The following is a 13,171-nucleotide window of genomic DNA, read 5'->3' as shown; positions in this document are numbered from 1 at the left end:
TCAATTCTAGAAATATTGGTTAAAATTAAAACCAATAAACTTTGCAAAGAATAATACTTAAACTAGAGTGATTAAAATTTCCGAAAAAATCTTTTTGGAAATTACATGAAAATTATAATTAAACATGAAAAATTTAACTACTGCAGTCTTCCTGCTCCTTATCACCTCTGTATTTTATTTTAGTTGGCTACCAAGTCCTGATTTAAGTCAAGCTGCGTTTTTGCCTGACTGGTTATCCGTTTGGACTAATCAACACGGCATATGGAGAACTTCAATTCCTTTCCTACTTTTAGGGATAATAGCACCTTTGCTTCCAAATATTTTTGCAGGAATTCTTCCTTTTCTAAGGTTTTCTTTGGTATTAGTTTTTGCTGCAGAATTTGTTCAGTTTTTTTTACCACAACGTCATTTTGATATTTACGATATAATTGTTGCATTAATTGGAGCATTTGTTGGCTATATTATAGGTCGTTTTTTTCAATACAGATTTCAATTTTGAAAAATCTAAATCATGCAATTTTCACGGCTTGGTGTGTATGTATCGCAGTAATAGTTTTTTTATGCTTATATCCAGTTATGCTTTCTGTTACCTTTAGAACTAATCCTCAAAAAAGACTTTTGCAATTACACAGAACTTGGGTTAAAATTTTTCTTAAGGCATCTGGAATAAAAATGAGGATAGATTGGTATTTTGAACCACAACCAAACAAAGGGTATGTATATTGTGGTAATCATTTTTCATCATTTGATAATTTTTCTATGTACAATATAATACCAAACCAATTTAAAACCATTGGTTTAGAAGAAATTGGCAAACTTCCATTGTATGGTAGAATATTTACTAAAATGCATATTTTAATAAATCGTAACAGCAACACTTCGAAACAGAAAGGCCTTTTAGAAGCCATGAAATGTTTAGATAATGGGCAGTCTATTGTTATTGCTCCAGAAGGTGGCATTCGATCTTTAAGTCCTCCCCTAATGGCACCATTTGAAGATGGAGCATTTATATTGGCAATAAAAAAACAAGTACCAATTGTACCTTTTTTATTGGAAACAAACCACAGAATATTGCCAGAATTCCCACAAAAATATATCTATCGACATACGTGTGAAGTTACTGTACTGCCCGCATTATCTACCCGTGGAATGTCTATTGCTGATGTATCAAAATTAAAAGAGCGAGTATTTGAGATGATGCAAGAAGTGCTCGGAAAAGAAGCAGAACAACATGCAAACCTAAATACTCGCTCTCGGTGGAATTTAATCCGACAGTTTAGATAAATGAATAATATGCTACAATGGATAGCGATAATATTACAAATACTCTTACTAATAAAGTTTCCAGATAGTTTGATTTATCTTCCATGGGTATCAAGTTTTAGTAATAAGTAAATAATTAGAACACTCAAATCTTACTAAACTTTTTCACATTGACAAGAAAAAAAAAGCCAATTTATTTATCGGTATATGATGCATAATTTCAATATTAAAATCATACTATTTTACCTCCTGTTAATACCAATTAAAACTTTAGCTCAAGATAAAGTAACTTGGAGCTCAATAAATAAATCATACGGTTTGGGTATATCATCAGTAGGTATTTTTGGATCTTTAAAAATAAAATTAAAAAATAATTTTACTTTCAATTCACAGTTTAGTCATATTGGATACAATAGACCCAAAAGAGTTGATTTAGAAAAGAATACCTATGTGAGTATTTTTCCGAAAATAAAACGAACAGGATTAGACTTTGGCATATCTCACAAAAATTGGAAAAAATGGTTGGAATTAGAATGTGGTTTTACGTTTTTAGCTTGGAATAAAAATGAGATTAGAATTGAAAGTACAACTGGAATTATCACTGAGGGACTACAAATTCAACCAAAGGATTTTGGACCAATTAATTTAGAAATTAATTGGAGTGACATCCAACCTTTTTTTAGAGTATATTTAGGTAAAATTAAAGAAATACGCAAAATAAATACAAGAGGAATACTTGGTTTAACATATATGGGTCATCCAAGCTTACATGTAAATTATACCGGTTTTTTAGAAACGACAAATTTAAAGACTGATATAAAAACTATTGAAAAAAATATGAGAAATTATAGTTTTTATCCTCAAGTGGGCATTGAACTTAATTTTGGTTCAAATTGATTTATAATTTAATTTTAAATGCGAAAAATATCTTTAAAAAATATGAGATTCAAACAATACATATACTTGATATTTTTAACATTGACACTATCCTGCCAAAATCCCCTAGAAAACTTTACGCTAACTTTTAAAATCCCAATTGCGGAGGGTTTATTTTCATTCCTTGCCTATGATTATTTAAGTAATATCCCTACAAACATTAACCTTGATGTAATTGGACCAGATAAACAAAAAATTGTTAATATTTTGGGAGATCCAAAAATAATTCAATCTGAAGATGGAAAATTCACTTTAGCCATACCTGAAAATATTAATGTATCAAAAAGTTCACCATTTAAATTTAATTGCCGAATTGGAGGGGATATTTATACAAGTAAGTACTTTAACATTGAGGCAATTGGGAAAAATAATTTAGTCTTTTCCTTTAGAATAGCTTCAAAAAAAACAACTCAAAATGGTGCAATTGGCGATAGTTTACTTGTAGATTCAAAACCATTGATATGGGAAAAAAGAAATGAGAAAGACCAAATTGTTACACGATTAATTTTTCAAAAAGAAACAACATGGAAAAATAGTCAATCCACCAATTTTGAATTAAATGTTGTACAGTTTAATAGAAACGGCAGGGGCTTTGTGCCTGGAGGGGGGAGAATTATCAAACCGTATAATACTGAAAATATTTCTACAGAAAATAGTTTAGAAGTAAAAGATTTTGCTGGTATGGTCTATATACAAGTGATTGATCAAAACTGGGAAATAAAATCAGAAAGTGTAAAGCCATTTTTATTAGAAATGGCCCTATTAGAAAATTCAAATAATACAAATAATTTGCCTTGGAAAATAGGCGACAGCTTAGAGGTTTTTAATTTAAATGAAACTAATAACCAATGGTATTTAAATAAAAAAGTACCTGTTTTTAAAAAAGATGGGAGTTGGTGGGTAAATAAATTCATTTATAAAAGCGGTTATTGGATTTTTGGTGGATCCAGAAAAATATGTAATGAAGGACCCATATTCACATTTAACACAACTTACACAGATTTAGATATTGCATATTTTTATAGAGTATTAAATTCTGAAAATAAAATTATACGGACAGGATATGTAGGTTTAAATAATGGCAGTACTCTAAATTTAAACTATTTCGGAGATGACACAGGTAATATAAAACTTCAGATATTTGACTATAGCGACTTTAGGCAAGGGAATTTAGAAAAAGCTATTTTTACATCAAATCAGAAAGATGCATGCAGTGTAAACAAAGAAACAATAAACATTAAATTAAATCCAGCTCCCAATCCAGTTGAAGTTGAATTAAAATTACAATGTCCGAATGGAACAAGCATAAGCCCATCTTTATTAAAAACCCAAATAAAAACCCAAATAAGTATACCTGAAAAAAACCAATGGAGGGATTTATTAACTTTTACATTTGAAAATCCAAAAATAAAAACTTACAAACTTCAAAAAGGTAATGTTTACGATTTTAGAATAAGTACTGATGGAGGAAACACATGGCCGTACAAACAAAACAATTATAAAATTAAAGAACAAACTTGGTCGCTAGATGTAAATGCTGACGGCTACTGCAAATAATAAAAGTCATATATGTTCAAGCATTTTAATAAAATTGGTTACTTACGATTCTTTACAGATTTAGTACTGTTAACTATTTCATTTCTAGTTGCATCAATTGCAAGTAAGAGAGGCATACACTACCAAGATAGATTCATTTTTACTGGCTTTATTATCGGTTGGTATTTATCAACAAAAATTAGTAATGCTTACGATGAGTTTAGAACTGAAACATTTGTAGGTGAAATGCTAGTGCTTCTAGAGAACGTTCTAGTGCAAATAATAATAGCCGGCCAATTATATTTTTTATTTAACTCTCATGAATTTGCACGTACATTCTTGGCCTATTATATTTCTATTTTCTCAATTTCTATATTATGTAAAAGTTACATTCTAAAAAAAGCTCTGCTCTGGTATAGGATCAAAGGAGGTAATACAAGAAATGTAATAATTATTGGGTATAACGATATTACAAAAAAAATAGTAGAGCAAATTTTAAACAACCCACACTACGGATATAAACTTGAAGGCATAGTAACTCGAGATCTTACAGAAGTAAATGACATGCCTTATTTAGGAACATTAGACGTTTTTTTTGATAAATACAAACGTAGAAGGATCGACGATTTCATTATTACCTCTGATAGGCTTTCACACGATATGTTGAAAGAAATAATATTATATGCAGATCAAAAAGCAATTAGAACCAAAGTTGTTCCAAATTTTCACAAATTATATCAAAATAGATTTGAGCTCCAAACATTTGCGGGGTACCCATTGATAGCAGTAAGGGGTGAACCTTTACAAGAATTACATTGGAGGTATTTAAAACGATTTTTTGATATTACATTTTCCATTATATTGTGTATAATTCTTTTTTCATGGCTATTTCCTATTATAGCATTATTAATAAAATTTGATTCTAAAGGACCCGTTTTTTTTAAGCAAGATAGGTGGGGGCAAAATGGAAGAAAATTTAAGTGCATAAAATTCAGATCTATGAAAATGGAAAGTAAAGACGTAACTGAAAATGGAAAATTTAATCAAGCGAAAGAAAATGATCCAAGGATAACAAAACTAGGAGCATTTCTAAGAAAATCAAGTATAGACGAACTTCCGCAATTTATAAACGTATTATTAAATAATATGTCAGTTGTGGGGCCAAGACCACATGCACATGAGCACAATTTAAGAACATTTAATGTTATAGATAAATACATGATTCGTCACTGGGTCAAACCAGGAATTACAGGTTGGGCTCAAGTGAATGGGTTTAGGGGAGAAACTAAAACTAATGACATGATGCAAAAAAGAGTAGATTTAGATATTTGGTATATTGAAAATTGGACATTTTGGTTAGATATCAAAATAGTTATAATAACAGTTTATAATGCCATAAAAGGAGAAGAAAACGCTTATTAAAAATATGTTTGTCAAAAATAAACGCCACCTAGCCATACTTCTTGATCCCGATAAAGCGGAGCCAAGTAATTTTCTTTTAGAAAAAGCACTTCCAGATTATTTCTTCATTGGAGGTAGTTTTGTAAGTATGCATCGTCAAAGCCAAATTTGTATCTCAATAAAAAAACAGTGTTCTGTACCCCTCGTACTTTTCCCCGCTGATCCATCACATCTTACAGAAAACGCTGATGCTCTTTTATTTTTATCATTGGTATCAGGTAGGAACCCTGAATATTTAATAGGAAAACACGTAATAGCGGCACCTATGTTAAGAAAATCAAAACTTAAAATACTTCCAACCGCCTATATGCTAATAGATGGTGGTGAGGCAACTTCTGCATCATACATAAGTAATTCAAACCCTATTCCTTATCAGAAATCAGATATTGCCTTGGCAACTGCTTTAGCAGCTCAAATGTTGGGCATGAAATATATATACCTCGACTGTGGAAGTGGTGCCCCCAAACACGTAAATCCAGAAATGATAAAGCTACTTAAAGATCACTTAGAAATTCCTATTATAGTAGGTGGTGGCATACGTACACCAGAAACATTATTTAATCTTTATGAAGCTGGTGCAGACGTTTGCGTAGTTGGAAATATTTTGGAAAAGAATCCCAGTTTGTATATGGATTTTATAGCTGCAAGTAAATAGTAAATGAAATTTCGAGTTAAGAACAAATCGAATTCAATACAATATTATACAATTTCTATATTAAGACTAATTTTGTCGAACTTTCACGACACAAAACTTTTAGTACATGTGATTTGTTAAACGATTAGCTGTCTTAACCACAATTATTTGTACACGATAATTAATTTATTTTTCCTGTATTGGGTAATTTTTGACTCAAATTGATTGGTAATTTACTTGTTTTTTAAGCCTATTCCGCCATGAATTCTTTCGAAATTATATATTTCTTCCGTATTCTCATTGCTTGTTTAAAATCTCCTAAATTTTCAAAATCAAATCTCTGACAAACAGCTACGCATTAGCGGTCCAATTTCCATAATTGAATAATAAGACTCAATATGAGCATTTTGTTCTGGTGTTGCAGGTTTGGTAAACTGCTGAATTACCCACTTTTTTCTTAAGTACTCTTGTACAACTTTTACTTCAATGTGAAAAGTCGCCACCGTGCGATACGTCGTCATTTCTGATTACAAATTTTTGAGGCTTAGGATAAGTATTAAAGACTTGTACGAATAGGTTAATTACACCTTCTGATTTAATTGAATTTACTATTTGTTGTCCTAATTGCCATCTTGAATATATGTCTAAAATCGTCAATACTTGTGTGATTTGACCCCCTATTAATCGTATCCCCCCAAGCAACCGCACTATTGGTTTGTATTGAAGTTTGAAGGGAGAAGTGTTTTGACCCGGCTTACTTTAATATCTAGGATATTGGGTAGTACTTTTTTAAACCATTGTGCTGAGTCGACATTGTGCCTTTTGCAATTTGCAAAGAAGGTGTAAATCATTGCTGATCTGCCAGTGGATTCATAACTCCCAGCAAAGAGATAATTCTTACGACCAATGGCGATGGGCCTGATGGCCTTATCGATCAGGTTATTGTTGATTTGAATATTCCCATCGCGTAGGTAATTGTACATTTTGTCCCATCGTTGGATGACGTAATTTAAGGCTTTGTCTTTGGTACTTTTGGGCAGCAACTTTTTATTTTCTTCTGCGAACCACTTACCTATTTCATTGAGAATGGGCAGGGATTTCTCCAAGCGTTTTTCCTTGATTCGTTCAGCCAAAAGGTATTCTTCTTTGAATTGTCTTTCTAATAAGTACAAAGCTAGCGTATAGAGCAAGGCTTTTTATACACTTTTCGAATCATTACTTTCAGCCTCCATAAACTTCCGGCGAATATGTGCCTAACACACACACGATGATATCTTTACGAGAAGCAATGGCAGTATAACCTGCGTAGCCATAGGTTTGAAGGTAGCCCTAAAAATCTTTTAGGCTTTGCCATACGTATTTACCTCCTCAGCTTGGTTGGTATTCAAAGAGGACTTGGTGGTCTATCCGCAAATGATAGACCCAATAATAACCCAGGTGTGTTTTTCCCTTAAGTGTGGGATCTTCAATTTTCAGCATGGTTTCATCGATATGAAAGTAATGGCTCTGTTTGAGAAGTGAGGCTTGATAATCGAACAGGATTTAAAATCGTTCCATACAAGTTTTCACGTAAACATCTAGAGTAACTTCCAGTGTAAAGATGCCACTTCTTGCAAAACGCTGAAGGATACGGTATAATGGCAGGTGGACGATGTATTTGATTAGTATTTGAATCAATAATGTATCTGAAGGAATTCCCTAGTAAATGATTCGATTCGGAAGTTTAGCAATCATGATGCTGCATTCACTTGATTCCGGTGCGTATTTTTTGAGGATGATGCGATGAAGGAAAAACTTTTCTGGTTGGTAGCCCAACTCTTCGCACACTTTGTCACCGAAGAATTTCATTTCACTTAAATCTCCTTCTAGCTCCAAAGTAATCTTTACCACTTCAAAGTTTTCAGCCAATTTGGTTCTTCCAGGCTGTGCCTTTTTCTCCTTCGTATTGGTAATTTTTATTTGCTCTACCGTCTTTTCTTCATACTCTTCTCGTTTTTATTCATGAATGAGTTCGAAAAGATTGAACTGATTCTCACCATTCAAAAAGCGTTCTTTCTTTTGCCTTTAAACCATACTTTGTAGTCGCTAAATCAAAGATTTTAGTTGAGTTATCTCTACTTCTTGCTTGGAAAACTCTGCTTCTTGTTTGATAAGAATTGCATCTTTTTCTGAAAGAATTGCCATGTTTTCCGATATGGCCATCTCCTGCTTTTCTACAAGCTTTTTTTGCTTAATATTCTCTTCTAAAATTGCTTGTTAATCCTTTTCAGAAAGCACTTTTTTTGCTGTTTTTTAAGTAAATAAAAAAACAAAAAAGGTCCCATTTGACTATAAAAAAGAACACTTTAATTAGGCATTTTTCAAAGGAAATCTTCGGTGTTTTTTGATACCGAAATATTGGAATCCTTCCATCCTCTTGAACAACATAGGCCAACTCAACTGCCCTTCCATTTCCGTATTTTTTAGTAGATTAAACTTTCCTGATTCAAGGCGTTTCTGGTAAAGCATAAGTCCGCAAGATTCCTAATAAAGAAGCTTCATCTGAGTCTTGGGATGATTAATAAACACAGAACCGACTGTAAGGCTGCGACCAAGTTCATTACTGACCAAATCCAGCCAAACCATCAAAACCTTTTCGCATGTCGCAAGCTCATTTGGATAGAAAACACCTATGCTCATACCCAAGACTAAACATCAAGTAAAGCTTTGATATCAGTAACTTTACAACCAGCTCCAAGTCGTATTCGAACGCCGTTTGGATAAACTATTTCAATAGGCGAATCTGTCTGACTTTTGACTTCAATAAATCCTGATTGCTTTCCCTGAAATTGTCCTTGTTTTTGTTTCCAGTAGAGAATTATATGTGTTCGATGTCCGTGCTCACGACAATAGTCCGCAATACTCTGCCCACTCCGTTTTAAATCCTTTAATATTTGCTTCCAATTTTCCATAATATTGATTTAAAGACAAAGCTCTGGCAGGTTTAGTTACTATACAAGATGGGGTTGGTCGGGGGGAAACAATTTACTTCCGGCATTAGCAAGAAATTCTTTCTTCCAATCAGTAATCTGGGTGGTAAAAATATCATGCTTTACGGCCAGGTCTGACAAAGTCATTTTCTCCTCGATGGCTTCTAGTGCAACATTCGCTTTAAAGTTGCCATCAAAATTTCTTCGTTTGTTTTGCTTGCTCATATTCCTAAATTTAAAAGGTGATTTCAATTATTGTACCTGTCTAAATTTTGGGGCCCATTATAGTCATGCCTGATTCACAAAAAAAAAACGGGGACAAAGTCTCCGTTTTTTTTGCTTTCCCCATAAATAATACATCTCTGTATTTACTCTTTTTACTTAACCAAAAGAGATCTTAAATATCTTCAGTTTTACCTATTATTCTCGCTTTGATTTTAAAGTAGACTTTTAGTTTAACTTTAAAGTTTACTGGAGACTCATTGGTACTACCAATATAATTTATGATAACTGTATTGGGTGCAACTAACTTAAAACTTTCGATATTAGCTGTGAGGCACTGGCTTCAAATGGCAGGTCCATTTCAACATTTTGTTTCTCTTTTATATTTAAATTTGAAAATGACCCAAAATTTACACTATTATTACCTTGGCTATTTGTTACATTAAAATTGGCATTTGCAATTTGAGTATCTTTTCCAGCGAAGTCCGTAATTGTATACGTGAGTCGAGTCACTTCAATGCTGTTAATTTTATTAATATTTTTTTCAAAATCATCATTTGATGTAGGATCCATTGTCTTAAAACCTGAATAAACAAAACCAGTTTTATTTAAATCAAAAATAACTTCATTAGACATGTCAAATGTCAAAGTAGGGAGGTTTTGACACCCAAACAATATGGAAACTAATCCGAAGGTAAATATTTTTTTCATAGCTTAAATTTTAATACAATATAGTAATTAACCTTGTAAAAATCCAAGTAGATTAGTTTTTTTTTATTAGACGGCTTTAATAAAAAAAACTTATATGTAACTGAGAAAAAAGGAAATAAGGCAGCAAAAAACAAAAAAGTATGTGAGTCAGAGCCGAAAACAATCTTGTTTTTTTACAATTAACGTATTCTACGGTCTAGCCAAAATTGAAAACTAAAACTAGAGGTTAAGTAACTATCCATAAATGAAACAACTCCCTTTGTCCCTCTGCTACCTTTGACTGGAATACTCGATTTATTTTCAGTTAAAATTTCAGTTCTTGAATTTAAATTTAGAGCTTCAGTTTCCTCATTAGATCGATTATGCAATTGATATGCTAAATCAGAATTAAAACTATTTCGACTTAAATATGGCTCGTCAGAGACATCATCTAAATAATCTGTTGAAGTAATTCGGAAATTTAAATCAAATTTAAAATCAATATTGTGTGATAGCTTCTTTCTAAAGCCAATTGCTAAAGGTAAAACTGGCATTATAGGAAAATATTTTTTGCCAGCAACACCTAATTTAGATAGACTAACCCATTCTTGATTTATATCATTCCCATTGTTTACTGGTGTTTTTGCTTTTGGAGAATGATATATTAAACCAACACCAATTGATAGATAAGGAATGAAATTTGGCCTTTCTCTGTTGTAGAGATCATAATATGGAGATAGCATTAAATTTTGTAAAAATGAAGCCTCAATTATATTATTTTTAAAATGTAAGTTTCGAACAAGGTTCTGCTGATTTTTACCATAAGAAAAATCATCCCCTCTTAATTGAATAAAAGAAAGCCTGTAAGAGTGAGACCAACGTTCCACTATATCTTGTCCAAACTCAATCTGGATATTCCTATCTAATGTTTTAGCAATTCCTCTCAAAGGACTTCTATAAGGAGAAAGGTCACCAAAATAGGCGGAAGACCCACCTCCAATTGAGAAATAAGTTCTTTGAGGAAACCGAAATTGTGAATAAGCGGAAGTAGAAATTATCAAAAAAAAAGATATCCGAAATAATGTATTCAATATTTTTAGATTTTAATTATAATAAATACGCAGCAAACACAGTGTTTTCACTTTATTAAAGTTGGGAGTTCTTCCAATAAAAACGTTTTAATTTATCCATTATTTTCTTTTGAGAAGCCATATTACTTAAAAACTCCAAATGCTTGGTATGGTGCATATCCGTGCCCAAATAATTTACTAGACCGGCCGCAATTAGCCCCCAGCCCATCTCTTCGGAAGCCTTGCCATAATATCCTCCTAACGAGTTGATGTTGCATTGCATTTCGCAGCCCATGTCTTTTAACTTTTGGAAAGTCTTAAGACTTTTACTCAAGTACAAATAACGCTCAGGGTGGGCCAAAATAGGCGTGTAACCCAAGGTTACCAAATCAAAAACGATTTGTTCTAGGCGTGGATTGTAACCTACAAAAGAAATTTCTACTAAAATATGCTTAGAAGGAAACGGAATTAATGCTGCATTTGCTACTAATTTCTCAAAGGCTTCATCTACAAAATATTCGGCAGACAAAAAAGTTTCTACTTTGCTTTGCGTAGCAAGTGCCGAACTCATTTCATCAAAAGGCTTTCGGAGTGTTTTTTCAGAATTTTTATAAAAAGTTTCGTAGATGTGTGGTGTGATAATGAGCTTTTTGAAACCCAAATGCTCCAAACCGGCTATTAACTTCAAAGAAGTTTCTATACTGTCGCTGCCGTCATCAACGCCAGGCACCAAATGAGCGTGCATGTCAGTTCCTAAAAACGCAAATGCATTTTCGGTTGGATTCTTTTTAGAAAAAAAACTAAACATACACGCTCTCTTTTATTTTAATTTATTTACCCAAAACCTCAAGGGCTTGGTTTATTCTTTTTATGGTTGAGGCTTGGCCTAAAATCTCCATAACCAACATCAAGTCAGGGCCTTTGCCATCACCTGTTACGGCTAGTCGCAAGGCTTGCATTACTTTACCTGGCTTTATTTCGGCTGCTTCTAAAGCTGCAAAGATAGCATCGTGAATGGCGGCACTTTCAAAATCCGCTGATGACATCTTACCCAAAGCATCTGCTACTAAAGGCATCGCTTTTTTAGCCAAATCATCCCATTTTTTTGTGGCAACCTCTTCGTCGTACACACTTGGCTCTTCAAACAAATACGGTACTTCAGACACCAATTCGCTTACAAAAGTTACACGCTCTTTCATCAACTTAGCAACTTTCACGCCATCAAATCCAGTAGGCAATTTATCTGCGATTAAAGCAGCTAAAGTTTCGTCATTTTTGGCTCTTAAATAACTCTGATTAAACCATTTGGCCTTATTTACATCAAATCTCGCTCCTGCTTTATGTATGCTTTCCAATGAAAAAGCCGCCGAAAGCTCGTCGATAGACATTATCTCTTGCTCTGTGCCTGGGTTCCAGCCCAAAAGTGCCAAAAAGTTAAGCACCGCTTCAGGGAAATAACCATCTTCTCTAAATCCTCTTGAAATCTCGGCTGTAGCCGGATCTTTCCATTCTAAAGGAAATACCGGAAAATCACCCAATAAGCCATCTCGCTTACTTAGTTTTCCGTTTCCTTCTGGCTTAAGCAATAAGGGCAAATGAGCAAACTGTGGGGCTTCCCACCCAAACGCTCTATAAAGTAAAATATGTAGCGGAGCAGACGGCAACCACTCTTCCCCACGAATCACATGCGTAATTTCCATCAAATGATCATCCACGATATTGGCCAAGTGATAAGTGGGCATTCCGTCTGATTTCATCAAAACCTTGTCGTCAATGGTAGATGCATGTACCGCCACCCAGTCTCTCACAAGGTCTTTGAATCTTATTTCTTCTTTCAAAGGCACTTTTAAGCGAATCACGTGAGGCTCACCTGAAGCTAATTTTTGAGCTACTTCTTCTTCCGAAAGTGTTAGTGAGTTTTTCATTTGCATACGTGTAACCGCATTGTATGAAATGTTGTCTACTTTGGCTTCTTCCAAAGTTTTTCTCAATAAATCTAACTCTTCTGCAGTATCAAACGCATAATATGCTTTGCCCGAATCAATCAATTGCTGGGCATATTTTTTGTATATCTCTTTTCTTTCTGATTGCTTGTATGGAGCAAAAGGTCCTCCTTCAAGCACACCTTCGTCAATCTTTATTCCAACCCAATCCAAAGCCTCACGGATATAATCTTCAGCACCTGCCACATAGCGTGTCTGGTCTGTATCTTCGATACGTAGCAACATTTTGCCACCCATTTTTTTTGCAAAAAGGTAGTTGTATAGGGCGGTTCTAACGCCACCAATATGTAAAGGTCCGGTTGGACTAGGAGCAAATCTTACTCTAACGCTCATATAAATATTTGTATTTTTAAAAGGGATGCAAAATTAGCAAAATTGCCTTAGAAA

Annotated in this window: 17 protein-coding genes; 7 read left to right on the top strand and 10 right to left on the bottom strand. The window is 33.5% G+C overall.

Annotated elements, in window-relative coordinates; genetic code table 11:
* The first annotated feature begins 124 nt into the window (after nt 1-124).
* The 6 genes from ACFOOI_RS02200 to ACFOOI_RS02175 all read left to right on the top strand — a co-directional run bounded on the left by ACFOOI_RS02200 (nt 125) and on the right by ACFOOI_RS02175 (nt 5,851).
* Nucleotides 125-499 (top strand): VanZ family protein, encoded by a 375-nt coding sequence (locus ACFOOI_RS02200; RefSeq protein WP_379834538.1) that lies wholly within the window; start codon nt 125-127, stop codon nt 497-499.
* On the top strand, nt 496-1,284 hold the full coding sequence (locus ACFOOI_RS02195) for a lysophospholipid acyltransferase family protein (protein ID WP_379834535.1): 789 nt from the start codon (nt 496-498) through the stop codon (nt 1,282-1,284). Before ACFOOI_RS02200 ends, ACFOOI_RS02195 begins: the two co-directional genes overlap by 4 nt.
* A 186-nt stretch (nt 1,285-1,470) precedes the next feature.
* Nucleotides 1,471-2,160, top strand: coding sequence for a hypothetical protein (locus tag ACFOOI_RS02190; RefSeq protein WP_379834532.1), 690 nt, complete (start codon nt 1,471-1,473; stop codon nt 2,158-2,160).
* A gap of 18 nt (nt 2,161-2,178) precedes the next feature.
* The gene (locus ACFOOI_RS02185; protein ID WP_379834529.1) at nt 2,179-3,756 is read left to right on the top strand and encodes a hypothetical protein; all 1,578 of its coding nucleotides are present in this window, start codon (nt 2,179-2,181) and stop codon (nt 3,754-3,756) included.
* A gap of 12 nt (nt 3,757-3,768) precedes the next feature.
* On the top strand, nt 3,769-5,157 hold the full coding sequence (locus tag ACFOOI_RS02180) for an undecaprenyl-phosphate glucose phosphotransferase (RefSeq protein WP_379834527.1): 1,389 nt from the start codon (nt 3,769-3,771) through the stop codon (nt 5,155-5,157).
* Between the two features lie 4 nt (nt 5,158-5,161).
* Nucleotides 5,162-5,851: a geranylgeranylglyceryl/heptaprenylglyceryl phosphate synthase gene (locus ACFOOI_RS02175; RefSeq protein WP_379834525.1), complete on the top strand. Its 690-nt coding sequence runs from the start codon at nt 5,162-5,164 to the stop codon at nt 5,849-5,851.
* Between the two features lie 311 nt (nt 5,852-6,162).
* Here ACFOOI_RS02175 and ACFOOI_RS02170 read toward each other — a convergent pair whose 3' ends face one another.
* From ACFOOI_RS02170 to ACFOOI_RS02155, 4 genes are all read right to left on the bottom strand, one after another.
* The gene (locus ACFOOI_RS02170) at nt 6,163-6,351 is read right to left on the bottom strand and encodes a hypothetical protein (RefSeq protein ID WP_379834522.1); all 189 of its coding nucleotides are present in this window, start codon (nt 6,349-6,351) and stop codon (nt 6,163-6,165) included.
* A gap of 186 nt (nt 6,352-6,537) precedes the next feature.
* Nucleotides 6,538-7,020 (bottom strand): IS66 family transposase, encoded by a 483-nt coding sequence (locus tag ACFOOI_RS02165; protein ID WP_379834520.1) that lies wholly within the window; start codon nt 7,018-7,020, stop codon nt 6,538-6,540.
* A 178-nt stretch (nt 7,021-7,198) separates the two neighbouring features.
* The gene (locus ACFOOI_RS02160; RefSeq protein WP_379840167.1) at nt 7,199-7,369 is read right to left on the bottom strand and encodes an IS66 family transposase; all 171 of its coding nucleotides are present in this window, start codon (nt 7,367-7,369) and stop codon (nt 7,199-7,201) included.
* A gap of 159 nt (nt 7,370-7,528) precedes the next feature.
* Nucleotides 7,529-7,738, bottom strand: coding sequence for a hypothetical protein (locus tag ACFOOI_RS02155; RefSeq protein ID WP_379834517.1), 210 nt, complete (start codon nt 7,736-7,738; stop codon nt 7,529-7,531).
* Nucleotides 7,739-8,383: 645 nt separating this feature from the next.
* Here ACFOOI_RS02155 and ACFOOI_RS02150 point away from each other — a divergent pair.
* Nucleotides 8,384-8,521: a hypothetical protein gene (locus ACFOOI_RS02150; protein WP_379834514.1), complete on the top strand. Its 138-nt coding sequence runs from the start codon at nt 8,384-8,386 to the stop codon at nt 8,519-8,521.
* Here ACFOOI_RS02150 and tnpA read toward each other — a convergent pair.
* The 6 genes from tnpA to gltX all read right to left on the bottom strand — a co-directional run bounded on the left by tnpA (nt 8,518) and on the right by gltX (nt 13,117).
* Nucleotides 8,518-8,781 carry an IS66 family insertion sequence element accessory protein TnpA gene (gene tnpA, locus ACFOOI_RS02145; protein WP_379834511.1) on the bottom strand — a complete coding sequence of 88 codons (264 nt, stop codon included), beginning with the start codon at nt 8,779-8,781 and terminating at the stop codon, nt 8,518-8,520. The two genes, ACFOOI_RS02150 and tnpA, sit on opposite strands and share 4 nt — an antisense overlap.
* A gap of 39 nt (nt 8,782-8,820) precedes the next feature.
* The gene (locus ACFOOI_RS02140; protein WP_379834508.1) at nt 8,821-9,024 is read right to left on the bottom strand and encodes a transposase; all 204 of its coding nucleotides are present in this window, start codon (nt 9,022-9,024) and stop codon (nt 8,821-8,823) included.
* Between the two features lie 300 nt (nt 9,025-9,324).
* Complete coding sequence (locus ACFOOI_RS02135; protein ID WP_379834505.1) at nt 9,325-9,732, bottom strand: hypothetical protein; 408 nt, start codon at nt 9,730-9,732, stop codon at nt 9,325-9,327.
* A gap of 179 nt (nt 9,733-9,911) precedes the next feature.
* The gene (locus tag ACFOOI_RS02130; RefSeq protein WP_379834502.1) at nt 9,912-10,802 is read right to left on the bottom strand and encodes a hypothetical protein; all 891 of its coding nucleotides are present in this window, start codon (nt 10,800-10,802) and stop codon (nt 9,912-9,914) included.
* Nucleotides 10,803-10,857: 55 nt separating this feature from the next.
* On the bottom strand, nt 10,858-11,589 hold the full coding sequence (locus ACFOOI_RS02125; protein ID WP_379834499.1) for a tyrosine-protein phosphatase: 732 nt from the start codon (nt 11,587-11,589) through the stop codon (nt 10,858-10,860).
* 22 nt (nt 11,590-11,611) lie between these two features.
* On the bottom strand, nt 11,612-13,117 hold the full coding sequence (gene gltX, locus ACFOOI_RS02120; protein ID WP_379834496.1) for a glutamate--tRNA ligase: 1,506 nt from the start codon (nt 13,115-13,117) through the stop codon (nt 11,612-11,614).
* Nucleotides 13,118-13,171 lie beyond the last annotated feature (54 nt).

The sequence above is a fragment of the Lacihabitans lacunae genome (assembly GCF_042649125.1).
Taxonomy (GTDB): Bacteria; Bacteroidota; Bacteroidia; order Cytophagales; family Spirosomataceae; genus Leadbetterella; species Leadbetterella lacunae.
The sequence above is the reverse complement of the archived record's forward strand: the minus strand, read 5'-3'. Positions and strand labels throughout refer to the sequence as shown.

Excerpts from the sequence above, each read along its gene's own strand:
- ACFOOI_RS02200 (WP_379834538.1), top strand. The coding sequence starts at position 125 with ATGAAAAATTTAACTACTGCAGTCTTCCTGCTCCTTATCACCTCTGTA.
- ACFOOI_RS02135 (WP_379834505.1), bottom strand. The coding sequence starts at position 9,732 with ATGAAAAAAATATTTACCTTCGGATTAGTTTCCATATTGTTTGGGTGT.
- gltX (WP_379834496.1), bottom strand. The coding sequence starts at position 13,117 with ATGAGCGTTAGAGTAAGATTTGCTCCTAGTCCAACCGGACCTTTACAT.
- ACFOOI_RS02125 (WP_379834499.1), bottom strand. The coding sequence starts at position 11,589 with ATGTTTAGTTTTTTTTCTAAAAAGAATCCAACCGAAAATGCATTTGCG.
- ACFOOI_RS02150 (WP_379834514.1), top strand. The coding sequence starts at position 8,384 with ATGATTAATAAACACAGAACCGACTGTAAGGCTGCGACCAAGTTCATT.
- ACFOOI_RS02190 (WP_379834532.1), top strand. The coding sequence starts at position 1,471 with ATGATGCATAATTTCAATATTAAAATCATACTATTTTACCTCCTGTTA.
- ACFOOI_RS02180 (WP_379834527.1), top strand. The coding sequence starts at position 3,769 with ATGTTCAAGCATTTTAATAAAATTGGTTACTTACGATTCTTTACAGAT.
- ACFOOI_RS02140 (WP_379834508.1), bottom strand. The coding sequence starts at position 9,024 with ATGAGCAAGCAAAACAAACGAAGAAATTTTGATGGCAACTTTAAAGCG.
- ACFOOI_RS02185 (WP_379834529.1), top strand. The coding sequence starts at position 2,179 with ATGCGAAAAATATCTTTAAAAAATATGAGATTCAAACAATACATATAC.
- ACFOOI_RS02175 (WP_379834525.1), top strand. The coding sequence starts at position 5,162 with ATGTTTGTCAAAAATAAACGCCACCTAGCCATACTTCTTGATCCCGAT.
- tnpA (WP_379834511.1), bottom strand. The coding sequence starts at position 8,781 with ATGGAAAATTGGAAGCAAATATTAAAGGATTTAAAACGGAGTGGGCAG.
- ACFOOI_RS02170 (WP_379834522.1), bottom strand. The coding sequence starts at position 6,351 with ATGACGACGTATCGCACGGTGGCGACTTTTCACATTGAAGTAAAAGTT.